Source organism: Melittangium boletus DSM 14713 (assembly GCF_002305855.1).
GTDB classification, from domain to species: Bacteria; Myxococcota; Myxococcia; order Myxococcales; family Myxococcaceae; genus Cystobacter; species Cystobacter boletus.
On record NZ_CP022163.1, the window covers coordinates 3,504,261 to 3,525,548 of the forward strand.

The window sequence follows — 21,288 nt, forward strand, 5'->3', positions numbered from 1 at the left end:
AAAGCCTCGGGGGAGGGCCCTGGCGAGGTCCTTGATTCAAGAATCAACCTTGTTAGGGTTGGGTCATCCCCTCCCGCCTGCCGCGTCGCGGCATTCCGGGTCCATCCCTTCCCCGCGTCGCGCGAGGTTCAGCGAACCGACATGAGCTCCATCATCACAGGCCTGCTGCTGACCATCGGGCTCTCCGTCTTCGTCATCACCATGTCCGGGCGCATGGGCGCCCTGCTGGCGATGAAGAAGGAGAACCGGCTGGATCGCATCCCCCAACGCGCGTTGGCGCTCCTGCGCTTCGGTCTCGGGCAGAAGCGCATGGTGGACCGCGAGGAGCGCACCGCGGGCTTCATGCACGTGCTCATCTTCGCGGCGTTCATGGTGCTGGCGCTGCGCACCATCATGATGTTCGTGATGGGCTTCTCCGAGTCGGCCCTGACGGTGCTCACGGACCTGCAGGACCCCTTCTGGGCGGACAAGGCGCCGCTCTTGCTCGTCTACAAGCTGTACCTGCTGCTCAAGGACGGGGTGGCGGCGCTGGCGCTGGTGGGCTCGGCCTACTTCGCGTGGCTGCGCGGCAGCGTGAAGCCGGACCGGCTCAGCCCCTCGTGGGAGGCGTTCCTCATCCTGGGCTTCATCTCCGGGCTGATGGTGACGGAGTTCCTGTTCGGCGGCAGCCACATGGTGCCGCGCGAGCAGACGATGCCGCTGGCCACGGGCAACTTCGTGTGGTGGGAGCCGGTGACGAGCGTGTTCGGCATGGGGATGCGCCCCATGGGCTGGCCGGTGGCGCACGCGCTGGGCGTGGCGGGCTTCTGGATCCACCTCGTCATCATCCTCGCGTTCCTCAACTTCCTGCCCCTGGGCAAGCACTTCCACGTCATCACCGGCCTGTTCAACGTGTTCTTCCAGCGCCTGGTGCCCCACGACGAGCCGAGCACCACGCAGAGCTCCAAGCTGAGCTCGCCGGACCTGGAGAAGGAGGAGTTCGGCACGGCGACGATCAAGGACCTGACGTGGAAGCAGGGCCTGGACCTGTACTCCTGCACGGAGTGCGGCCGCTGCCAGACGCACTGCCCCACGTACATCACCGGCAAGCCGCTCACGCACAAGGGCGTGAACCAGGACCTGAAGCACTGGGTGTGGGACCACGAGCAGTGGGTGGAGGAAGGCCGGGGCCCGTCGGGCACCAAGGAGCCCCTGCCGGAGATCATCGGCAGCGCGCTCCAGGCGGAGACGGTGTGGGCGTGCACGAGCTGTGGCTGGTGCGAGACGGCGTGCCCGGTGTTCATCGAGAACGTGCCGCGGCTCATCGACATGCGCCGCTACCAGGTGCAGGTGAAGGCGGAGTTCCCGCCGGAGATCCAGCGCGTGTTCGAGGGCATGGAGCGCCAGGGCAACCCCTGGGGCCTCGGCCAGGATCGGCGCGACGAGTGGGCGGAGGACCTGGCGCTGCCCACGTGGGGTGATGGCGGCGGCCCGTACGAGTACCTGTTCTTCGTGGGCTGCGCGGGCAGCTACGACGACAAGCAGAAGAAGGTGAGCCGGGCGCTGGTGAAGATCCTGCGCGAGGCGGGGGTGAGCTTCGCCACGCTGAGCAAGCAGGAGATGTGCAACGGCGACTCGGCGCGGCGCATGGGCAACGAGTACCTGTACCAGACGCTCGCCAAGACGAACGTGGAGTCGTGGAACGCCATGGGGGTGAAGGCGGTCATCACCCAGTGCCCCCACTGCTTCAACACCATCAAGAACGAGTACCCGGAGTTCGGCGGCGAGTACAAGGTCATCAACCACACGCAGCTCATCAACGATCTTCTCAAGGAGAAGCGCATCAAGCTGTCGCAGGTGATGAACCAGAAGCTCACCTACCACGACCCCTGCTACCTGGGCCGGCACAACGGCGTGTACGACGCGCCGCGCGAGGTGCTCCACGCCATTCCGGGCCTGGAGGTGGTGGAGATGCAGCGCAGCAAGCGCGAGGGCTTCTGCTGCGGCGCGGGTGGCGGCCGCATGTGGATGGAGGAGCACATCGGCACGCGCATCAACCACAACCGCGTCAACGAGGTGGCCCTCACGCTCAAGCATGCCGAGGACCCCAGCACCCCCTACCCCAACGCCACGGACAAGAAGAAGCCGGGCCTGGTGGGCGACTACAAGGAAGAGGGAGGCTCGGGCGTGGTGGCGGTGGCCTGCCCCTTCTGCTCGACGATGCTCAACGACGCGGTGAACGACACGGGCCGCGAGCAGCGCATCAAGGTGAAGGACATCACCGAGCTGGTGGCGGACGCCATGGAAGCGCGCGGCGCGCCGGCCACGGTGACGCCGGGCCCCGCGGTGAACGCCAAGCCCGAGTAGTCCCCATCTCCTGAAGAACGCAAGGCCCGGAGTCCCGATGCACGGGGACTCCGGGCCTTCGTGCGTCCGGGGAACTACCGGCCGCCGTACGAGGGCTCGAGCGCGCTCGGCACCACGAGGGAGCCCGCGCCCGTGGTGGCGATGCCGATGCGGTAGATGTTGTCGCTGCCGCCCGCGTTGGACAGGAAGGTCACCTCGGTGTTGCCGCGCCAGCTCGGCCAGGTGTCCGACACGCCCAGCTCACCGGTGTGGCGGGTGAGCTGCTTCACGCTGCCCAGAATCTGTCCCAGCGGGGCCAGGAAGATGGAGGTGGTGCCGCCGCTGGTCTGCCCGTCGAACGCCACCTGGGAGCCGTCCGGCGACACGGCCACGCGGTTGGCCACCACCTGGGCATCGTTGCCCAGGTTGAAGCTGTAGACCTGCGAGGCGCCGCTCATCACGTTCGTGCGCACGAGCTGGTTGAGCTGGTTGGCGCTGGCTCCCCCCGCCGAGAGCACCGTCTGCCCGTCCGGGAAGAAGGAGGCCGCGCCATGGGAGTTGATGCCGATGTTGCCGTTGTTGAACAGCACGAAGCCGCTGCCATCCGCGTTCACCTTCGCCAGGGAGGACGTGTTGCCCCGGTAGACGGTGAAGACGATGACGTTGCTCGCGGGGTTGAAGACGGGGAAGCGGAAGTTGGAGCAGCCCGGGCAGGAGCTGGCCGTGAGGGCGAACACCGTGGAGGGCTGACCCTGGCCCGTGGTGGGCACCGAGCGCAGCTCCACCGTGGAGCCCGAGCGGTACACGTACGCCACGCTCCGGCCGTTGGGAGCCACGGTGGGCTCGTACGCACCGCCGTGGGTGGTCAGGCGCAGGGGGGAGTTGGGATCCCCGCTCTCGTCCACCGCCTGCACGTTCCGGTCGCGCACGAAGACGAAGCCCTGGCTGAAGGAGCCACCGCCCGAGCCACCACCACCGCCGTCCGGGTCGAAACCGTCCAGGGCCTCACACCCCGCCGCCAGTCCCGCGACCGCCGCCAGTCCGAAAATCCGCCACAACGCCTTCATACGCTCATGCTCCCGTGTCTTCCGGCCCCAGGAGCGCCCCCGGGGCGCTCCGCGCGGGAAGGACGTCCCCCGCGCGGGCGGCATTCAAGCACGAGGAGGGGCCACGAGCGCGCGGCGGCCCCTAGCGGTTGAGCTTGTTCATCTCATTGCGGCAGTTGTTGCACAGCGAGAGGTTCTTCCGGTCGCAGTCCTGGGGGGCCTGGGCGAAGAACATGACGCACCGGGTGTCCTCGCAGTAGGACAACCCCAGCAGATGTGCCGCCAGGTGGACGGCCTCCACCTGGAGCCGGCGCTTGAGCTGCTCGCCCTCGGCGCCCTGGCGCAGCCGGGCCAGGCTCAGGATGGCGCTGCGCGACTCCCGGTCCGCCTCACCCAGCACGAAGGGCGAGTCCGGCACGAACAGGTCCACGTCCGTGACGCCCAGCACCATGGAGTGGCTGGGCTCCAGCAGCGTCGACAGCCGCCGCAGGATGGCGTTGCAGTGGTACTGGCTCCGGTCTTTGTTGAAGGCGTAGGTGGGCGTGGACAGGGCCACCTTCCCCACCACGGCCTTGAGGCCCAGCTGCAACGCGATGGGGTCCTCCAGCTCTCGCAACAACACCGGAGGAGGACTGCCCACCGAGACGAGCAGGAGGACCTTCTGCGGCATCGGCATCGGCGCACCGTCCTGGACATCCCGGCGGCGCGGTGGTCTGCGCCACCCGGATAGGGAAGAGGGGTGACTGGGGCGCAAGGATTCGAACCTTGATAATCAGATTCAAAGTCTGACGTCCTGCCATTAGACGACGCCCCAGCAAGATCGCCGTGAGATTGTAGGACATCCCGCGTGGAGCGGGAACTTTTCTCGACAGAGGTCGTCTGGAGGACAGCGAGGGGTACTCCCAGGTAGGGAGTAGACACCCTCCGCCACACATCCTCCGGAGGAACACGTGACGCATGAAGGCCGGCATCTACCTGGACCATAAACCCGTGGGCGTCACCAGCTTCACCCGGGTGCACGCCTTCATGAGCGAGGTGGAGGCGGCGGGGCTCACGCGCAAGCAGCTGCCGGTGTGCCACGGGGGCACGTTGGACCCGTTCGCCGAGGGCCTGCTGCTGCTGCTCGCGGGTCCGGCCACGCACCTGATGGACTGGCTGCACGCGGCGCCCAAGACGTACGAGGCCGAGGTCGTCTGGGGCGTGGAGACGGACACGGGCGATGGGCTCGGCCAGCCGGTGCACACGGGGAGCGCCGCGCACCTGACGCCCCAGGCGCTCGACGAGGCGCTCCAACCCCTGCTCGGGTGGACGGACCAGGTGCCCCCCGCCACCAGCGCCAAGAAGCTGGGGGGCGAGCCCGCCTACAAGAAGGCCCACCGTGGAGAAACGGTGGTGCTGCCCCCCTCGCGCGTCTACCTGCACGAGGCGCGCTGGCTCTCGCATGACCTGCCGCGCACGAGCCGCCTGCGCCTGACGTGCCGGGGCGGCTACTACGTGCGCGCGCTCGCGAGGGAGCTGGGACGGGCGCTCGGGTGCGGGGCGCACCTGTCGCGGCTGCACCGCACCGCCATCGGCCCCTGGGAGGACCCGGGACCCACAGGAGCGCGAGTGAGTGTGCACGGCGCGGCGGTGCTGCCCTGGTGCGCCTCACGAGCCATCGCCGGGGACGAGGTAAACCACCTCAAGCACGGCCGCACCATTCCTCGGGGAGACGTGAAGCCCGCGCCCTGGAAACCGCCCGAGGGTTTTCCAGACCCCGAGGGCCCCGTGCTCGCCGTGCAACGCGGACGGCTCGTGGCGCTACTGGGCGAGGAAGACGGAACGCTCCGGGTGCGCACGCACCTGTGGGCCGGGATTTGAGCCCCAGCCGGAGGAGCCTCGGACTCATGCCGCGAGAGGCAAGAGGCACCCCCGCGATGGCTTCCATGCCATGTTCCGCGCCCGTGGGCACCGGGACTGGACGACACGTCCTGACGACCGGCGCCCGTCCATGAGGGCGGGACCTACCCACGAAAGGAATGGGCTTTCATGTCGTACGTCGATCCGAACCCGCGGCGGGAACTCCTCGGCTGGCACAGCCACCGGCTGGGCATGGACATGCCCCTCGTCCGCTACGGCCACTGGGGCCCGGCGATGCTGCTCTTCCCCACCGCCGGAGGTGACTTCCTCGAGGCGGAACGCATGGGACTCATCCAGTCCGTCGCGCACCACCTCCAGGCGGGCCGGTTCCAGCTCTTCAGCATCAACAGCATCAATCCCTGGGCGTGGATGAACCCCGGGATGCCCCTGCACGAGAAGGCCCGCAATCAGGCGCTCTACTCGGACTACGTCGAGCAGGAGGTCGTCCCGCACATCCGCCGCTGCCTGGGCAACGACCACGCGCGCATCGGCGCGGCGGGCGCCAGCTTCGGCGCCTTCCACGCCGCCAACGCCTTCTTCCGGCGTCCGGACCTGTTCGAACTGCTCCTCGGGTTGGGCGGCTTCTACGACCTCCAGTCGGAGTTCCTCCACGGCTACTGGAGCGACGAGGTCTACTTCAACAACCCCGTCTCCTACGTCCCGAACCTGCCCGAGGGCCCTGGCATGGACCTCATCCGGCATCACAGCCGGATCCACCTGGTGACGAGCCGCGGCGAGTGGGAGAACCCCGGCTATTCCGAGCACCTGAGCCACCTGCTGCACCAGCGCGGCATCCCGCATGGGCTGGACATCTGGGGCCACGACATGCCCCACGACTGGCCCACCTGGTACCGGCAGATGGACCACTACGTGGGAGAACGGCTCGGGTACTGAGGCTCCAAGCCGACCCAACAGCGACCCCGAGGCCCCGCTCGCACTCCCAGCGGGGCACGGGGAACCACCTGGGTGCCTACTGGCGCTGGAACGACAGCTTCAGGGTCACCGTGTCGGTGTAGTCCGCGCCCGGGGGAGGCACGTACTGGATCTCCGCCTTGCCCACGAAGTTGTCGTACTTGACGTTGTTGCCGGCCAGGTTCGTGCCGGAGGGCACCGTTTCGATCGTCAGCGTCGCGTTGCCGAACTGCTCGCCCCCACTGCGCACCACCTGGTAGTCCTTGTCGCCCTGGACGGACACGCGGCTGAGCGCATCCGTGAAGGTGTCCAGCGCGAAGGTGCCCGTCTTGGGGTCGCCCTTGGCGAAGAGCGACAGGTTGTCGTTGCTGACCACGGTGCCGCTCGTATCCGGCTCGATCGACAGCGTGTACTGCAGCGATCCATCGGACGTCCTGAGCGCCGACAGGCTGCAGAACTTCACCTTGCCCGTCGCGCCACCGCTGTAGGCGCCCGTGCAGACGATGTTGTCCTCGGTGCCGTTACCATCGCCATCCGAACCATTGTCGTTGCAACCGGTGCAGGCAGCGACCGACAGCGTCAACATCACTCCCAGGGTCCGCCACGTCTTGCGCATGATGTATCCTCCTGGCCGGATACCACCAAATCCCGGGACCGGGCGCCAAGTCGAAATCGCGGAAACACCCGGACGCAGCCCGCTCGTCCGCTCACCCAGGCCTTCGGCGAAAGCCCTCGGTCTACCCTCCAGGTTCTTCCCGAGTTTCAAGAGGCAAGAGGTCCCGGCAAGTTGACCGATGGTCGACCCCAGGTATACGCGTATGCTGGGTTCTCATGCAAGGAGTGCCTATGTGGGGTCGAGTCGGGGGCCGGGAATCAGGACAGGTCGCGGTGGAAACCGCCCTGATCATCCCGCTCTATGTCTTCTTGATCCTGGGCATCCTTCAACTGGGACTCATCGCCCAGGCTCGGGTGATGGCCAAGTACGCCGCGTACCGGGCGGTGCGCGTGGGCGCGATGCACAACGCCAGCGTCAAGGCCATGGAAGCGGCGGCCCTGTTCCACCTGATGCCCGTGCTGACGGATTCCCAGGGCAAGCGGATTCTCCCCAACGACAGCAGCACGAGTGCCATCACCAAGTACGCCCGCCTGCTCACGGAGAACTCGCTCGGCGTGGGCCAGATGGTGAAGATCGTCATCTGCGGCCCCACGGACGGGGAGCTCAGTGGCACCGGCGGTCAAGCGCTGGCCGCGGGATACCAGTCGGCCTTGCACAGCCGGGGCAGCCGCAACGAAGTGGACTTCGATGATCCCCGGCTGATGATCTCGGAGGATCCCGACATGGATCCCCAGACGGGCGCGGGCATGCGGCAGTACAACCGCCTGCGGCTGCGCGCCCAGCTGCAGCTGCTCTACCGGATGCCCATTCCGTTCGCCAACTGGATCATCACCCGCACGTACATTGGCGCCACGCTGCCCTCGGTTCTGATGATGACGCAGAAGGGGGTGCCCAACAAGGCATCCACCGCCACGCAGGCCTCGACGGTCAGGACGCTGGAGGCCGCGCGCGTCTACACGATCCCGATCAACGTCAGCTACGCCATGCGCATGCAGAGCAACATCTTCCTCAGCAAGTTCGCGCTTCCCAAGACGAACGAGTGCATCCACTACAAGCCCTAGTCGCGGCGGGTACTCCATGAAGACGCTTTTTCGAGCCTTGAAGCGACGTACGTCGGCATCCGGCCAGCGTCCGCGTTCACGCGGCCAGGCCATGATCCTCGGCGTCGTCTCGCTGGTGGTGCTGGCGCTGGTGGTGTTCATGACCATCAACGTGACGGTGTCCGTGCAGCAGAAGATCCGTCTGCAGAACTACGCGGACGCCAAGGCGTTCTCGTTGGCGGTGATCGAGGCGCGGTCGCTCAACTACTTCGCCTACACCAACCGGGCCATCGCCTCGTCCTACGTCAGCATGGCCAACCTGCACGCCTACATGTCCGAGGCGACGATGCTGACGGACCTGCGGCTCAGCTCCGCGGCCGTCATGACGGAGATCGCCGCACAGGAGCTCGCCCAGTGCTTCTGCTGGCCGGGTGTGCCCTGCCGTCCCCAGCACTGCTACCACTCCTTCGAAGCGGAAATGAACGCGCTGGGTCTGACCATCGACGCGCTCAGCGGCAAGGTGGCCAAGAAGATCCAGAACGTGGATCGCTCCGCGCAGAGCGTCATGTCCGCCCTGAATCTCCACATCGGAGCCCTCCATGCCTCCCAGCAGGCGGTGAAGGCGGGCGTGCTGATCGCCCTGGGCAAGGGTGAGTTCGGCGACCTCAAGGCGGACAACATGTCCAAGGCCGCCTCCGTCACCAGCGACCCCTTGACGCTGAGCATCCAGAACGTCCAGCAATGGAACCAGGTCTTCGAGTCCAACGAGCAGCGCAAGCGACGCATCATGGCCGAAACGGTGAACGCCACCCGTCAGGACTTCGCGTGGAACCGCAAGGGCGCCCCCCTCGCCAACGGGTTGTTGTTTCCCCAGCTCGGGAAGCTCGTCAAATCGGAGTCGATCTGGATGGGGCCGGAGGGGACATGGCTGTCGGTACAGGCGCCGGGAGGCGTCAGCGGCCGCACGGGCGTCACGGCCTCCGGTTCCTTTCCGGGTCAATCAGGTGCCATGGCCATCTTGACCCGGGACGTCGCGTCGAACATCGAGGGCAAGAGCATGTCCACGTATGATCACTCCGCGCTCACGGGGACCTGGCGGCACGGCGCTGGAGGAGCGCTGCTGCCCCTGCTGGGCCCCATTGGAGTGGCCCGGCTCAGCAGCGGCGATAGCGAGGCCCACAAGTCGGGACTCTTCTCGCTCACCGGCAATCCCCACTCGGGCAGTGCCCACTCCTCGCCCAAGTTGGACATGCACCGCTTCCTGGAGTTCAACATCGGGGACAGCTACCCGTACAACCAGCCGGCCGTCTACGCGACGGCGACCACGGATGGCCGGGTCAACGAGTTTGGAAATCGCGGGCCCTACGAGATCGCCAAGGATGGCACGGGGACCGTGCGCATCACGAAAGTGGGCCCCACGGACGGCGTGCTGACGCTCACCAACAATTCGCCCACCAAGGCCTTCTCCAAGGCACAGGTCTACTATCACCGCATCGGTGACTGGTCCGACTACCCCAACATCTTCAACCCCTACTGGCGCGCCAAGCTCCACCCCATGACCACACGAGAGCTCGCGACGACGCTGACGATCGTGGATTCCAACGCGGCCATACTGGTGGGCGGCGCCCAGGCGGTGCCCGGCGGCGGCGGCAAGGGAGTGAACATCCAATGAACCGCTCGACTCCGTCCCCAGGGGCTTTCGTGCCCGGCTTCACCTCGCGCCGCCGTCGGGGCGCCGCCCTGGTGGAAACCGTGCTGTTGATGATCGTCCTCATCCCCTTGCTCCTGTACGCGTTCTTCCTGATGGATGCCGCCTACATGAAGCTGGACCTGCAGGAGTCCGTCGTCTCGAGTGTCTGGGACGTCTCCACGCTCAACGGAGAGAACGACATCAAGAAGGAGCGCGGACGCTACCGGGAGGACACGCCGGAGAAGCGGGGGGAGGATCCCGATCCCAAGCCGAGCACCTGGAAGAGCGCGCCCGGCTGGGAGAAATCCTTCTACGCCTCGCGTTCCTCCTATTCGGACCACACCTCGGCCTTCGAGGACGGCGCCGAGCCCGGTTCTCCAGGCCTGGGGGATGTCACTCGCATCAACGGCAATCACAATCACGAGAAGCACCACAAGATCTACTTCGCGGCCCAGTACACCTACCGCTTCGAGGAAAGCGCGGGCTCGGATACCCAGTTCAAGTGCTCCATGGAGGATGACAACAGCTGGGCCCTGGATCCGATCATGCTGCCCCGATTCGCGGACACGTACAGCAAGGGTGGGGCGGTGCGCTGCGATGCCAAGGGCTTCATCTACAACTACATCATTCCGGAAAAGCTCTTCACGCAGTTCACCGACGTGAACCTCTCCAACCTGACCAAGCGCGCCAAGGACTCGGACTCGCACGTCTATCAGGGCAGGGGCCGCAACATCGTGGCCACCGAGAAGGGCTCCGTGTACTTCAACACCTGGGCCCTGGAGACGGGTGCGCCGCGCAAGGCGAAACAGTCCGAGAAGATCAAGGAAGCGGACATCGGTGACCGTGGAGGCCTCACGTCCTACACGAACCTGGACGGCAATCCCTTCTATGAGCGGGTGGTGAACATGTCCACGACCAGCGCGATCGCGACGTACGGGGCCGTGACCGCCGCCTCGCTCCAGTTCACCTCGACGTCGCAGTCCCAGCTCAAGATGACGGTTCCCCCCGGAGTCGGGAGCATCCGCGAGGTGGGCTTCCTGCCCACCGTGGCGGGCGTCACCCTGGTCTCGCGCTACCAGCCTCAGGCCCCCGGACAGACCAAGGGCCCCGCGCTCGATTTGATGTCGAACTCCAAGTTCGAATCCACGCCCTACAGGAACGCCAACACGAAGTACCAGACCGCCTACAACAAGCGCGGCCTGTACTACATGGGCTGCAAGACGGAGCAGAAGGACGGCGCGTGCCCATGAGCCGCGGTCTGCTCATCGTCCTGCTCGGCGCGGCCCTGTCCGCGGGTGCCGCGACCGGCGAGGGCGTGCCGGCGTCTCCGTCGAAGGCCCCGGAGAAGGCCAAGACGCCCGCGGCGGCGCCCGCCAAGGCCGCCGACTGGCAGCAGGTCGTGCGCGAGGCCATCATCCCGCCCCCCGAGCCGGAACCCGCCCCAGATGTGGATCCATTCGGATTCAGCGTCTACCAGGGCGTCCGCCCCGAGCCCATGGGCGAGCAGACCCTCATCAACGGCGCCCGGATGCAGATCTCCTCGCTCATCGTCAATGAGCCGCCCCACCTGGTGATGAAGTACTACGAGGAGTCGCTGGGCAAGCTGGGCGTCGTCAACGTCATGCGGGGCCGGGTGGAGCAGGCGGGGCTGCTGTACATGAGCTTCCGCCCCCCGGGCAGCCAGAACCTCAAGACCCTCACCCTGGTACCCCACGGCGCGGGGACGGTCATCCTGGCCTCCATCGGCAATCCCGAGGAGCTGCTCGCCGATCAGAAGGCGCTCCCGGACGGACTTCCCCAGCCCCCCAACGCCGAGCCGCCCAACGCCATCCAGCAGTTGGAACCGGGACTGTCCTCGCGCAGTGCGTTCTTCGTGGTGCGATCCAGCACGCCGCAGAAGGTTCAGGCGTTCTACCGCGAGGAACTGCTCAAGCGCGGCTATGTCCCCACCCCCGTGGACGAAGGCCTGCCGGGAATGGAAAGCTACCAGAAGGGCAGCTCCATGCTGTCCATCACCGCCAAACCCCATGAGGACCCCTCGGCCGTGACCGTGTCCCTCATGTGGTTCGATCCATGAGACGCCCCATGAATTCCCTCCTCGTTCGTACCCTGGCGCTGTGTGTCGGGATCTCCGCGGGATGGGCCCTCGCGGGCCCCACCAAGAAGGACGCGCCCAAGCCGCCGCCTCCTCCGAAGATCACCAAGGCCCCGGAGACCTGCAAGGAGCAGTGCGATCTGCTCGCCCAGATGTGCACGGAGCCTTGCGCGAAGCACAACAAGATGCCGCAGGCCAAGGCGGCCTGTGAGTCCAACTGCGACAAGATGGTCATCGCGTGCGATGGCAGCTGCCGCGAGAAGGGCCGCATCGACGCCCAGTACATGAAGGAGCACATCAAGCCGCCGCAAATGCCCAAGGGCGCGAAGGCCGAGGAGGACTGATGACCCCGCGTACGAACCCGAAGCGGCCCCTGCCCACCCGTTGGCGGCGGCGGCGTGGTCAGGCGATGGCCGAGTACTCCATGGTCGTCCACGTCCTGGCGCTCGCCGGAGGGGTGGCCATCATCACCGTGCTGCCCATGCTGATGAACGCCCTGAACCGGTACCTCAACGGCCTCTATTACATGATCAACCTGGCGGTGCCCTGAGCGAACGGGCACCGTTGCGGTTTCCAGGGGGCGCGCCCGGCTCGGGTGCGCCCCCTGTTCGTTTGTGGCCCGCCCACCACGACGGGCCTCACGCTCCCTCCATGTCGCGCTTCATCCGCGCCAGCAGCGCCACGGCGCCCGTGGCGTAGCGGCTGATCCACCGGTCGTGGATCTCCTTGATGGGCAGGGGGTTGAGGTAGTTCCACCGCGTGCGGCCCTCGCGCCGCACGAGCACCAGCCCGGCCTTCTCCAGCACGCCCAGGTGCTGCATCACCGTGCACCGGTCCAGCCCCGCGAAGTGCTCGCACAGCGCCCCCGTCGTCCTCGGCTCGTCCCGGAGCAAGTCGAGGATCTCCCGCCTCCGATGATCCGAGAGCGCCTTGAACACCCGGTCCTGTTGCTCCTCGGCCGACATGTTGTAGATTTATAACATATCCGCCTGGAGGAGGAGCGCGTCATGGAGCTGAAATTCAAGGTGCAGGTGAAGATCCAGAAGCCAGTGGCCGAGGTCTTCGACGGCGTCTACAACCCGAAGAAGCTGACCGGCTACTTCACGTCCGAGGCGAGCGGCCCCCTGGTCGAGGGCACGACGGTCCAGTGGGCGTTCTCCGAGCCGGCGGTCCCTCCCTTCCCCGTGCAGGTCCGGCAGGTCGTCACGAACGAGCTCATCGTCCTGACATGGGGGGGCGGAGAGGACGAGGCGGATACGCGCGTGGAGATGCGCTTCACGCCCGTGGATGCCCACTCGACGCTGGTGTCCATCTCCGAGTCGGGCTGGAAGGAGACGCCCAAGGGGCTCGAGCTCTCCTACGGCAACTGCGGTGGGTGGATGCACATGGTGTGCTGCCTCAAGGCCTACCTGGAATACGGCATCAACCTGCGCAAGGGCTGCTTCTAATCGCCTGGAGGCGCGTTCCTGGCGAAGGGCGCCAGGTGGTCGGCCAGCGCCTTGCGGAACGCCGGTCGCGCCTCGCACCGCAGGCGGTAGGCCTCCAGCACCGGCATCCTCGCGACCAGCTCCGTGTGACGCAGGATGCGCAGCACCGTCGTCATGAGCAGGTCCGCCGCGGTGAAGCGCTCCTCGAGATAGTCCTTGCCCTCCAGCCAGTCCGACAGGCTCGTCAGCCGCGTCTTCACATCCTCGACCGCCATCGGCCGGCGCTGCTTCGCCCACTCCTCCTGGGGGTGGAACAGGTCGATCTCGGCGAGGTTCTGGATCGACGGCTCCACCGAGTTCAACGCCGCGAACATCCACGTCTTCGATCGCGCCCGCGCAACGGGCTCGGAGGGCATCAGCGCCTCGGAGCGCTCGGCGATATGCATCACGATGGCACCGGACTCGAACATCACCAGCCCGTCCTCCTCGTAGGAGGGCACCTGCCCGAAAGGCTGGAGGCGACGATAGTGCTCGGACGTCTGATCCTCCGGCCCAATGAGCCGCTCCTCATAGGCGAGGCCCGCCTCCTCGAGCGCCCAGCGCACGCGCAACTCCCGAACCAACCCCTGGGCCAACGGGGGAACCCAGCGAAACGCACTCACCCGGATCATGGTCATCCCTTTCTCCACGCACAGCGTGGCGTGGCGAGCACGGAGCGTCCAGTTCGCACGAGAGGAAGCGCCTCCTCTCGGAATGCAGAGGACTCGAACCGCGAGCGGGCTTTATCCTCTTCTCGATGCCCCTGCTCCCCCGCCTCCACCTCTTCGAGTTCCTCGATCAGTCATGGCTGCCCGAGCCGTTGCGCCGGGGCGAGGTCGACTACCTGCGCGTCGTGCTCGATCGCATGCGACCCTATGACGGCGTGGCGCCGCAACTGGCGGAGCTGCTCCGCACGGCGGGCACGGACCGGGTCGTCGACCTCTGCTCCGGCGCGGGGGGCCCGTGGCGCACCCTGCTCCCCGCCCTGCGGGCGGTGCACGGCCAGGCCGAGGTGGTGCTCACGGACCTCCATCCCGTCCCAAGACAGGATCTGCCTCCCGGCGCGCACTACCGCGACACCCCGGTCGATGCCACTCGCATCCCCGAGGAACTGACGGGAGTTCGGACCTTGTTCGAGGGGCTGCACCACTTCCCTCCGGAGCGGGCCCGCGCCCTCCTGGCGGATGCCGCCGAGCGCGGGGTTCCCTTCGCCGCTTTCGAGCTCACCCAGCGCTCGCTGCCGTACCTCCTGGGCCAGTTCCTGCTCGTCATCCCCCTCGTGTGGGGCTTCACCCCGCGCATCCGCCCGCGGCATTGGTGGCGCCTGGCCCTCACCTATCTGGTGCCCCTCATCCCCCTGCTCGTCCTGTGGGATGGCGTGGTGTCCTCGCTGCGGACCTATGCGCCCGCGGACCTCGAGAAGCTGACCACAGGGCTCGGCGGCGAGGGGTACCGCTGGAGGAGCGGAGTCCAGCGCGTGGGGGGAATGACCATCACCTACCTCATCGGGCAGTCTGATCGCCCGCGGTGACCATGACGTCGGGAGACAGTCTCAGCTTCGAGAGGTCGTACTGGCTTCTCCCGCGAAGAGCGAGCTCCGCACAGATCTTTCCGAGGAGGGAAACGAGCTTGTAGTTGTTTCGCCGGAGGACGGCCTACGCGGCGCCGGACAAGCGCAAGGACTCGGCCCGGCGCGCGAGCACCGCGCACCCCAGCCGGGAGAAGCCTTCCCCCGCCCGCGAGAGGCAGGCCTCGCGCTCCGCGCTACCTGGCTCCGCCACGCGTCCCAGCTCCAGCCAGGCCAGCGCCTCGTCGTAGGGCATGCCCTGGGCGTGCGCCAGCTTCGCGCTGCGCTTGAAGGCCTGACGCGCCCGCCACGTCTGTCCCGACAACCACGACAGCCGCCCCTGGAAACGCAACGCCATGGGCCGCGCCAGCGGGAAACGCTGGGCGAACGTCGTCAGCCGCGCGCACGCCCTCCGGGCCTCCTCCGCCACGGGTGGCGGCGGTCCGTTCTTCCCCACCCGCTCGCGCTCCCACAACGCCAGGTAGGTGCTCGCGGCGCCCTCGTAGCCCTGGCCCTCGGTGAAGAGCATGGGCGGATAGCGCCTCGCGAGCGCCATCACCCGGTCCGCCGCGTCCCGCGCCCGCTCCCACTCGCCCCGCTCCTGGTACACCGTCGCCAACAGCCCCTGCGTGATGATGTGCGAGAGCGGATCATGCTTGTCCTTGAGCCGCTCGGCCGACTCGCGCAACAGCGGCATCGCCTCGTCCCACCGGCCCAGCGCCACGAGGCCGCGCGCGAGCGTGTACATGGCCCACACCTCGTGCTGGAAGTGGCCCCGCTTGTGCGCGGACTCCCGGATCCGCCCAAAGCGCGCGAGCGTCGGCTCGAACCGCCCCGTGTAGAACTCCACGTGCCCGAGCAGCACCTCCGTCAGCTCGAACTCGCCCTTGTCTCCGAGCCGCAAGAGCAGGCCCTGGGCCTCGCTCGCCTTGAGCGCCGCCTGGCTCCAGCGCGCGAAGCTCGCGTGGTACATGGACTCGGCGATGAGACCGAAGGACGCCGCGCTGGGGTCCTCCACCTCCTGGCCCTCGCCCCGCGCGCGGCGGAAGTAGGCGCGGGCGATGGAGTCCAGCCGGCCAAAGCCCGCGATGGAACCCAGCTGCCCGTACAGCCGCAGCACCTTCTCGTCCCGTCCCGCGCGCTCGGCCAGGTTCGTCGCCAGCAGCGCCGTGGCCATCATGCGGAACGGGTCATAGCGCCAGTAGTAGCACTCGGCGAGCCGCAGGGCCGCCAGCGCCGCGGCGCCGAAGCTCTCGCGCGTCTGCCGGTCCACCTCCCGCCGCCAACGCCGGGGCACCAACAGGTGCATCACCTGCCGGGCCGACTGCGCCACCATGAAGCGCTGCCAGCCGCGCTCGGTGGTGGGCAGGGGCCGGCCCAATTCCTCCAGCGCCCGGTGGCTGTGGGAGATGCAGGCGTCGAAGTCGGACAGGCCGTGCATGGCCTCGGCGAGCAGCCGCTCCCAGCGCGCGCGGCGATCCGCGCCCAGGCGCACCCCCGTGGCCTCGCCCCGCTGGATTTCCAGCTCCAGCGCGCGGCGCAGGTAGCCACTGGCCTCCACGTTCGCGCCCGCCGCGAGCGCGTGGGTTCCCGCCTTCTCCAGGTACTCGAACGTCCACACGTCGTCCTGGGCCTGCTCCCAGTGGTGCGCGAGCACGGGGTAGAGCGCGGGCGACACGCCCCCCCACACGTCCCGGGCCTCCAGCGCGAGCGCCACGTCGCGGTGCAGCGCGCGGCGCCGCTCGGGCAGGACGCCGTCGTAGGCGATCTCCCGCAGCTTGTCGTGAACGAAGCGCAGCCCACCGCCCCCGGCGTCCTCCAGCACGTGACGCGCGCGCAGCTCCTCGAGCGCTTCCAATTCCTGGATGTCTCCGAGCCCCGCGGCGTCCATCAGCACGTCCGTGTCCAGCTCGCGGCCCAGCACCGACGCCACTTCCAGGAGCGCGCGCGCCTCGGCGCCCAGGCCCTCCAGGCGGCGGCCCACCAGGTCGTGCAGCGCACCGGGCAGGGGCAGCTCCTCGTGGAGCCGGTCCAACGTGTCGTTGCCCGCGGCCACATGCCAGCGCCCGAGGACATCGCGGTAGAGCAGCCGCTCGTCGATGGCGGTGCGCAGGTACTCGGCCACGAAGAAGGGATTGCCCGCCGAGCGCGTGGTGAGGAAGCGCACGAAGGAGGCCGGCGGCGAGGCCAGCGCCAGCATGTCCTCCACCATGCGCGCCACCACCGGGGTGTCCATCTGGCCGAGCGCCCGGTGCTCCACCCCCGGGGCCTGGATGAGCAGCCGCAGTGCGGTGTCCAGCTCCTCGGTGCGGTAGGTGCCCACCACCAGCACGGGCTCGGTGCCGAGGAAGCCCTCGCGCAGGAAGTCGAGCACGCCCAGGGACAGCTCGTCGGCCCACTGCAGGTCATCCATCACCAGCAGCACGGGCTCCTTCGCGCAGAGGGCCGTGAGCGTTTCGGCGAGGTAGCGCATGACGCGCTCGCGCGCGGCCACGGGCGGCAGGCGGGGGGGCTCGGGCCACGACTCCTGACCGGGGAGGTCCGCGAGCGATGGCTCGTAGAGGGCGAGCACCCGGCCGCGCTCCCCGAGCAGCCGCTCCGTCTCCTCCATGCCCCGGTGCCGGCACTCGTCGGCCACGGCTTGGAGCAACGGCTTGAAGGCATGCAGCGGCTCGCTGAAGCGCTGCTCGCCCGTGCCACCGCCCGACAGGGGCTGGCTGCCTCCGGTGATGACGCGGAAGGCGCGACGGCTCGCGGCCACGGCGCACTCCATCACCACGCGCGTCTTGCCCGCGCCGCTCTCCCCGCCGATGAGCACACACCCGCCCGCCCCGTCCCGGGCACGATCCAGCAGGGCCTCCAGCTCCGCGATCAGCTCATGGCGGCCCGCGAACTCGGGCCGGTACAGGTAGGGCCGGGGAGTGCCTGGGCCTTCCTGGAGCAAGTCTTCCGCGCCCAGCTTCGCGAGCACCGCGCCCACGTCCGCCGCGTAGCCGATGCGCTCGCGCGGCACCTTGATGAGCATGCGCGTCAACAGCGTATCCAGATCCGAGGGGACGCCGCTCACCCACTGGGAGAGGGTGTAGGGCGTGTCCCGCAGGTGCCGCCGCAGCACGTCCCATCCCGCGCCGGGATGGGGCGGCTGACCCACCACCAACTCATAGAGGATGCAGCCCAGCGAGTAGAGGTCCGCCCGCGCATCCACCAGCGCGCCCTTGATCTGCTCGGGGGCCATGTAGATGTAGGAGCCTTCCATGCTGCCGGACACGTCGAGCGATTCGCGCCCGAGCGGCCCGCCGAAGTTGGCCGCCAGACCGAAGTCCACCAGCACCGGCGTGCCATCGGGGCGGATGAGGATGTTCTCCGGCTTGAGATCCCGGTGGACGAGCCCCTCGCCATGCAGGAAGGCCAGCGAGGCACACAGGCGGCGCGTCAGGGTCAGCACCTCGCCCAGCCGCCCCTGGGCGGCGTCACGCCGCTGGGACGGCTCGGGCGGCCCATAGGCGCGGAACGAGGGGTCGGCGCTCGCGCCCTCGCCGGCCACGGGCGCGGAGACGGCCTGGGTGGCCACCTCCAAGGAAGGCGCGTCCCGCCGCCACAGCGCGTCAACGTAGCGCCGCAGGGTGATGCCCTCGAGCAGCTCCATCGCGTACCAGGGAAGGCCGTCCTGGACGCCCTCGGCGAGCACTCGCACCACGCCGGGGTGCTGGATGCGCCGCAGCGCGTGGATCTCCCGGCGGATGCCCCGGAGCATGGCCGCCTCGGGGACCTTCACCGTCTTGAGGGCGACGACGTCCCCGCTGTCCTCGTGACGCGCACGGTACACGACCCCCATGCCTCCCGAGCTCAACTTGCCCAGGAGGAGATAGGGGCCCAACCTTCCCTGCTCCAGGTCCTGGAGCTGCGCGGCCGACATGATCGGAAACACTCTCACGGTTCTCCCCGGCGACCAAGAAGGACCCCCACCTGGAGCGTTCCCCCGTCCGTCTGCCTGCCCCGTATTCCCTGGACTCACGGCCTACCTGTGAAGTCCACCCGGGCTGATCGCCGTGACGCATGCGTCACTTGTCGCACCAAGAATTGTCACCGGCGCTGAACAGGTTCGAGACATGCGCTCGCTATACGGCGGGACGCCATGTTCGAGACATACGACAGCGCCACCGACACCCAGTCCGCCCGGCGCTTCGCGCTTTCCGCCGTCGCCTCGCTGGGGGTCTGTGCCCTGCTGGGCGTGGGCGCGGTGACGGTGGGACAGCAGGTCCACCAGGTCATCAAGGAGAAGCGGGTGGACGTGGTGTTCCGTCCGCCGCCCCCGCCCCCGCCCGTGGTCGTCGAGGTGAAGCCGCCTCCGCCCCCTCCTCCTCCCCCGCCCAAGCCCAAGGCCAAGCCGCCACCGCCGCCCACCGTGGCCGCGCCGGCCGCCATGCTCGCGCCCAAGGAAATCCCGGTGGAGAAGCCGCCGGAGACCGATGAAGCGAACGCCGTGGCCGCCGCGCCCATCGCCGTGGGAGGCACGGGCGCGCTCGTGGCCGGCGCCCTCGTGACGGGCATCAACAGCGCGGGCACGGTGGGAGGCTCGCTCACGCCGCGCGCCGCGCCCATCAACCTGCCCGAGAGCGCCACCCCGCCCCGGGAGCTCGACTCCAACGTCTCCCCCGAGTTCCCCGCCGACATGCGCTCCAAGGGCCAGGAGGGGCTGGTCATCCTCAAGATCGTCGTCGACGAGGAGGGCCACGTGGGCGCCATCAAGGTGATGCGCGGGGAGGAGCCCTTCGTGGGTGCCGCCGTCGCCGCCGTGAAGGCGTGGCACTACTCGCCCGCGCTCGTCGCCGGGCAGCCCACCTCCGTCTACCGCATCGTGAAGATTCCCTTCCGCCTCAAGTAGCGCCCGCTGTCGCGCCGCCCCTCACGCCGTCTCTCGCCGGAGCCCCCCGATGAACTTCAATCTGATCGACATCTACCACCACATGGGCTTCTTCGCCCGGTGCATCGCCTACACGCTGCTGGCCTTCGCGCTGGCCTCGCTCGTCGTCTTCTTCGAGCGGCTCCTCTTCTTCGTCCGCACCAAGGCGTCGGACCGGAGCTTCGCCGCGCGCGCGGGCCGGATGCTCGAGTCCCGGCAGCACCAGCAGTTCGTCATCGAGGCCTCCAAGGCCCCGGCGAGCAGCCTGGCGAAGCTGCTCGGGGGCGGGGTGAAGGCGTACCTGGCGCGCGAGGAGGCCCCGCGGGGCAAGCTGGGCTCGGTGGAGCTGACGCGGCGCGAGCTGGAGCGGCTCCACGAGCGCATCACCGCCGAGGTGCGCCGGGGCATGAGCGTGCTCGCGTCGGTGGGCTCGGTGGCGCCGTTCGTCGGACTGCTCGGCACGGTGGTGGGCATCATCGAGTCCTTCGCCGGCATCGCCAAGACGGGCTCGGGGGGCCTCGGGGCGGTGTCCGCGGGCATCTCCGAGGCGCTCGTCGTCACGGCGCTGGGCCTCTTGGTGGCCATCCCCGCGGTGCTGATGTTCAACCTGCTGTCCACGCGCGCCGACGCGCTGCTGCTGTCGTTGGATCTGGCGCGCCGCGAGTTCATGGATCACCTCGAGGACGCGCACGGCACGGCCTCCGCCCCGGTGCGCCACGAGGGAGCGCTGGCCATGGGCGTGGAGCGCACGGCCCGCGCGGAGGGGCTCGATGTCCGCCCGGCGTAAGGGCGCGGGCCTCGTGCCCGAGATGAACGTGACACCGCTGGTGGACGTGGTGCTCGTCCTCCTCATCATCTTCATGGTCGTCACGCCGCAGTTGGAGGCGGGCGCCGCCGTGGAGCTGCCCGCCGCGGCCCACGCGGACAAGGGCGAGGACAACTCCCTCACGCCCACCACGGTGAGCCTCACCGCGAAGGGAGCGCTCTTCCTGGACCGCCAGGAGCTGCCCCGGGAGCAGCTCGTGGAGAAGCTGCGCGGCATCCACGCGAAGGACGGCCAGGCCCGCGTGGTGCTCAAGGCGGACCGGGCCGCGCGCTACGCCGACGTGCGCGCCGTCTTCAAGACGCTGCAGGACATCGGCTTTCCCGGCATCTCGTTGCAGGTCGTCGAACCACCGAAGCAATAGGAACTGAACCGTCATGGCTTTCGATCTCGGTGGTGGCAAGGGCGGCATCCGGCCCGCGATGAACGTGACGCCGCTGGTGGACGTGGTGCTCGTCCTCCTCATCATCTTCATGGTCGTCACCCCGCTGATGACCAAGCAGATGTGGCAGGACGTGCCCGGCAAGGCGGACGACACGGAGGTGACGCCGCCTCCGGCCGGAGCCCTGCCGCCGGTGGTGCTCACGCTCACCCGGGCCGGGGTCATGCAGATCAACCGCGAGGACGTGCCTCGCGAGCAGGTGGTGGCGCGGCTCCAGCGCATGCTCAACGCCCGCCCGGACAAGATCGTCTTCTTCGACGCGGAGAACGACGTGCCGTACGGCAGTGCCATGGACGTGCTGGACCTGGCGCGGGGCGGCGGCATCACCGTCGCCGTGGTGCCGGACGCCGTCGCCGAGCCCCCGGCGCCGTGACCTGAAGTCCACGCGGCCCCCACTCCCCTTTCACATTCCCTCCCTCTTGTTGCCACGGGCGTCGCGTTCTCTCGCGCGCGCCCGCTGGTGA

The 21,288-nt window shown here is 68.4% G+C and carries 21 protein-coding genes and 1 tRNA gene; 15 read left to right on the forward strand and 7 right to left on the reverse strand.

Going from position 1 to position 21,288, the window contains the following annotated elements:
* The first annotated feature begins 141 nt into the window (after positions 1-141).
* A complete protein-coding gene (locus MEBOL_RS14685) occupies positions 142-2,346 on the forward strand; it encodes a (Fe-S)-binding protein (protein ID WP_095978017.1) in 2,205 nt (734 codons plus the stop codon).
* Between the two features lie 74 nt (positions 2,347-2,420).
* On the opposite strand, the gene MEBOL_RS14690 is transcribed toward MEBOL_RS14685, so the two are convergent.
* From MEBOL_RS14690 to MEBOL_RS14700, 3 genes are all read right to left on the reverse strand, one after another.
* Positions 2,421-3,392, reverse strand: a complete 972-nt coding sequence (locus tag MEBOL_RS14690) for a TolB family protein (RefSeq protein ID WP_095978018.1) — start codon at positions 3,390-3,392, stop codon at positions 2,421-2,423.
* 121 nt (positions 3,393-3,513) lie between these two features.
* Positions 3,514-4,047, reverse strand: coding sequence for a non-proteolytic archaemetzincin-like protein (locus MEBOL_RS14695; protein WP_245919764.1), 534 nt, complete (start codon positions 4,045-4,047; stop codon positions 3,514-3,516).
* Between the two features lie 67 nt (positions 4,048-4,114).
* Positions 4,115-4,185 (reverse strand) — tRNA-Gln (locus MEBOL_RS14700).
* A gap of 143 nt (positions 4,186-4,328) precedes the next feature.
* Between MEBOL_RS14700 and truB the strand changes: the two genes are divergently transcribed.
* Positions 4,329-5,231, forward strand: a complete 903-nt coding sequence (truB, locus tag MEBOL_RS14705) for a tRNA pseudouridine(55) synthase TruB (protein ID WP_095978019.1) — start codon at positions 4,329-4,331, stop codon at positions 5,229-5,231.
* Positions 5,232-5,399: 168 nt separating this feature from the next.
* Positions 5,400-6,164: an esterase family protein gene (locus MEBOL_RS14710; protein WP_095978020.1), complete on the forward strand. Its 765-nt coding sequence runs from the start codon at positions 5,400-5,402 to the stop codon at positions 6,162-6,164.
* 76 nt (positions 6,165-6,240) lie between these two features.
* Here the strand turns inward: MEBOL_RS14710 and MEBOL_RS14715 are convergent, their stop codons facing one another.
* Positions 6,241-6,798 carry a hypothetical protein gene (locus MEBOL_RS14715; RefSeq protein WP_095978021.1) on the reverse strand — a complete coding sequence of 186 codons (558 nt, stop codon included), beginning with the start codon at positions 6,796-6,798 and terminating at the stop codon, positions 6,241-6,243.
* A gap of 272 nt (positions 6,799-7,070) precedes the next feature.
* Between MEBOL_RS14715 and MEBOL_RS14720 the strand changes: the two genes are divergently transcribed.
* The 6 genes from MEBOL_RS14720 (at position 7,071) to MEBOL_RS14745 (ending at position 12,173) form a co-directional block, all read left to right on the forward strand.
* Positions 7,071-7,859 (forward strand): TadE/TadG family type IV pilus assembly protein, encoded by a 789-nt coding sequence (locus MEBOL_RS14720; protein ID WP_157774961.1) that lies wholly within the window; start codon positions 7,071-7,073, stop codon positions 7,857-7,859.
* 91 nt (positions 7,860-7,950) lie between these two features.
* Positions 7,951-9,510 carry a hypothetical protein gene (locus MEBOL_RS14725; RefSeq protein WP_095978023.1) on the forward strand — a complete coding sequence of 520 codons (1,560 nt, stop codon included), beginning with the start codon at positions 7,951-7,953 and terminating at the stop codon, positions 9,508-9,510.
* The gene (locus tag MEBOL_RS14730) at positions 9,507-10,778 is read left to right on the forward strand and encodes a TadE/TadG family type IV pilus assembly protein (RefSeq protein WP_157774965.1); all 1,272 of its coding nucleotides are present in this window, start codon (positions 9,507-9,509) and stop codon (positions 10,776-10,778) included. Before MEBOL_RS14725 ends, MEBOL_RS14730 begins: the two co-directional genes overlap by 4 nt.
* Entirely contained in the window at positions 10,775-11,605 is an 831-nt protein-coding gene (locus tag MEBOL_RS14735; RefSeq protein ID WP_095978025.1) for a hypothetical protein, read from the forward strand. The genes MEBOL_RS14730 and MEBOL_RS14735 overlap by 4 nt, the downstream gene beginning before the upstream one ends.
* Positions 11,606-11,613: 8 nt before the next feature.
* On the forward strand, positions 11,614-11,967 hold the full coding sequence (locus MEBOL_RS14740; protein WP_095978026.1) for a hypothetical protein: 354 nt from the start codon (positions 11,614-11,616) through the stop codon (positions 11,965-11,967).
* Entirely contained in the window at positions 11,967-12,173 is a 207-nt protein-coding gene (locus MEBOL_RS14745; protein WP_095978027.1) for a hypothetical protein, read from the forward strand. The genes MEBOL_RS14740 and MEBOL_RS14745 overlap by 1 nt, the downstream gene beginning before the upstream one ends.
* Before the next feature lie 88 nt (positions 12,174-12,261).
* On the opposite strand, the gene MEBOL_RS14750 is transcribed toward MEBOL_RS14745, so the two are convergent.
* Positions 12,262-12,588: an ArsR/SmtB family transcription factor gene (locus tag MEBOL_RS14750; RefSeq protein ID WP_095978028.1), complete on the reverse strand. Its 327-nt coding sequence runs from the start codon at positions 12,586-12,588 to the stop codon at positions 12,262-12,264.
* Between the two features lie 42 nt (positions 12,589-12,630).
* On the opposite strand from MEBOL_RS14750, the gene MEBOL_RS14755 reads away from it, so the two are divergent.
* Positions 12,631-13,071, forward strand: coding sequence for an SRPBCC domain-containing protein (locus MEBOL_RS14755; RefSeq protein ID WP_095978029.1), 441 nt, complete (start codon positions 12,631-12,633; stop codon positions 13,069-13,071).
* Here the strand turns inward: MEBOL_RS14755 and MEBOL_RS14760 are convergent.
* Positions 13,068-13,727 (reverse strand): glutathione S-transferase family protein, encoded by a 660-nt coding sequence (locus MEBOL_RS14760; RefSeq protein WP_281256656.1) that lies wholly within the window; start codon positions 13,725-13,727, stop codon positions 13,068-13,070. The two genes, MEBOL_RS14755 and MEBOL_RS14760, sit on opposite strands and share 4 nt — an antisense overlap.
* Positions 13,728-13,846: 119 nt before the next feature.
* Between MEBOL_RS14760 and MEBOL_RS14765 the strand changes: the two genes are divergently transcribed.
* Positions 13,847-14,620, forward strand: a complete 774-nt coding sequence (locus tag MEBOL_RS14765) for a hypothetical protein (RefSeq protein ID WP_095978030.1) — start codon at positions 13,847-13,849, stop codon at positions 14,618-14,620.
* A 124-nt stretch (positions 14,621-14,744) separates the two neighbouring features.
* Here the strand turns inward: MEBOL_RS14765 and MEBOL_RS14770 are convergent, their stop codons facing one another.
* On the reverse strand, positions 14,745-18,584 hold the full coding sequence (locus MEBOL_RS14770) for an ATP-binding protein (RefSeq protein ID WP_095978031.1): 3,840 nt from the start codon (positions 18,582-18,584) through the stop codon (positions 14,745-14,747).
* A 207-nt stretch (positions 18,585-18,791) separates the two neighbouring features.
* Here MEBOL_RS14770 and MEBOL_RS14775 point away from each other — a divergent pair, with 207 nt between their 5' ends.
* The 4 genes from MEBOL_RS14775 to MEBOL_RS14790 are packed head-to-tail and all read left to right on the forward strand — an operon-like array spanning position 18,792 to position 21,197.
* Positions 18,792-19,541: a TonB family protein gene (locus MEBOL_RS14775; RefSeq protein WP_095978032.1), complete on the forward strand. Its 750-nt coding sequence runs from the start codon at positions 18,792-18,794 to the stop codon at positions 19,539-19,541.
* A gap of 49 nt (positions 19,542-19,590) precedes the next feature.
* Positions 19,591-20,346 carry a MotA/TolQ/ExbB proton channel family protein gene (locus MEBOL_RS14780; protein ID WP_095978033.1) on the forward strand — a complete coding sequence of 252 codons (756 nt, stop codon included), beginning with the start codon at positions 19,591-19,593 and terminating at the stop codon, positions 20,344-20,346.
* The gene (locus tag MEBOL_RS14785; RefSeq protein WP_095978034.1) at positions 20,330-20,746 is read left to right on the forward strand and encodes an ExbD/TolR family protein; all 417 of its coding nucleotides are present in this window, start codon (positions 20,330-20,332) and stop codon (positions 20,744-20,746) included. Before MEBOL_RS14780 ends, MEBOL_RS14785 begins: the two co-directional genes overlap by 17 nt.
* Before the next feature lie 13 nt (positions 20,747-20,759).
* On the forward strand, positions 20,760-21,197 hold the full coding sequence (locus tag MEBOL_RS14790; RefSeq protein ID WP_095978035.1) for an ExbD/TolR family protein: 438 nt from the start codon (positions 20,760-20,762) through the stop codon (positions 21,195-21,197).
* Positions 21,198-21,288: the final 91 nt, after the last annotated feature.

Excerpts from the sequence above, each read along its gene's own strand:
- MEBOL_RS14740 (WP_095978026.1), top strand. The coding sequence starts at position 11,614 with ATGAATTCCCTCCTCGTTCGTACCCTGGCGCTGTGTGTCGGGATCTCC.
- MEBOL_RS14725 (WP_095978023.1), top strand. The coding sequence starts at position 7,951 with ATGATCCTCGGCGTCGTCTCGCTGGTGGTGCTGGCGCTGGTGGTGTTC.
- MEBOL_RS14765 (WP_095978030.1), top strand. The coding sequence starts at position 13,847 with ATGCCCCTGCTCCCCCGCCTCCACCTCTTCGAGTTCCTCGATCAGTCA.
- MEBOL_RS14690 (WP_095978018.1), bottom strand. The coding sequence starts at position 3,392 with ATGAAGGCGTTGTGGCGGATTTTCGGACTGGCGGCGGTCGCGGGACTG.
- MEBOL_RS14750 (WP_095978028.1), bottom strand. The coding sequence starts at position 12,588 with ATGTCGGCCGAGGAGCAACAGGACCGGGTGTTCAAGGCGCTCTCGGAT.
- MEBOL_RS14745 (WP_095978027.1), top strand. The coding sequence starts at position 11,967 with ATGACCCCGCGTACGAACCCGAAGCGGCCCCTGCCCACCCGTTGGCGG.
- MEBOL_RS14715 (WP_095978021.1), bottom strand. The coding sequence starts at position 6,798 with ATGCGCAAGACGTGGCGGACCCTGGGAGTGATGTTGACGCTGTCGGTC.
- MEBOL_RS14760 (WP_281256656.1), bottom strand. The coding sequence starts at position 13,727 with ATGACCATGATCCGGGTGAGTGCGTTTCGCTGGGTTCCCCCGTTGGCC.
- MEBOL_RS14730 (WP_157774965.1), top strand. The coding sequence starts at position 9,507 with ATGAACCGCTCGACTCCGTCCCCAGGGGCTTTCGTGCCCGGCTTCACC.
- MEBOL_RS14785 (WP_095978034.1), top strand. The coding sequence starts at position 20,330 with ATGTCCGCCCGGCGTAAGGGCGCGGGCCTCGTGCCCGAGATGAACGTG.
- MEBOL_RS14685 (WP_095978017.1), top strand. The coding sequence starts at position 142 with ATGAGCTCCATCATCACAGGCCTGCTGCTGACCATCGGGCTCTCCGTC.
- MEBOL_RS14695 (WP_245919764.1), bottom strand. The coding sequence starts at position 4,047 with ATGCCGATGCCGCAGAAGGTCCTCCTGCTCGTCTCGGTGGGCAGTCCT.
- MEBOL_RS14775 (WP_095978032.1), top strand. The coding sequence starts at position 18,792 with ATGTTCGAGACATACGACAGCGCCACCGACACCCAGTCCGCCCGGCGC.
- MEBOL_RS14735 (WP_095978025.1), top strand. The coding sequence starts at position 10,775 with ATGAGCCGCGGTCTGCTCATCGTCCTGCTCGGCGCGGCCCTGTCCGCG.
- truB (WP_095978019.1), top strand. The coding sequence starts at position 4,329 with ATGAAGGCCGGCATCTACCTGGACCATAAACCCGTGGGCGTCACCAGC.
- MEBOL_RS14755 (WP_095978029.1), top strand. The coding sequence starts at position 12,631 with ATGGAGCTGAAATTCAAGGTGCAGGTGAAGATCCAGAAGCCAGTGGCC.
- MEBOL_RS14790 (WP_095978035.1), top strand. The coding sequence starts at position 20,760 with ATGGCTTTCGATCTCGGTGGTGGCAAGGGCGGCATCCGGCCCGCGATG.
- MEBOL_RS14710 (WP_095978020.1), top strand. The coding sequence starts at position 5,400 with ATGTCGTACGTCGATCCGAACCCGCGGCGGGAACTCCTCGGCTGGCAC.
- MEBOL_RS14780 (WP_095978033.1), top strand. The coding sequence starts at position 19,591 with ATGAACTTCAATCTGATCGACATCTACCACCACATGGGCTTCTTCGCC.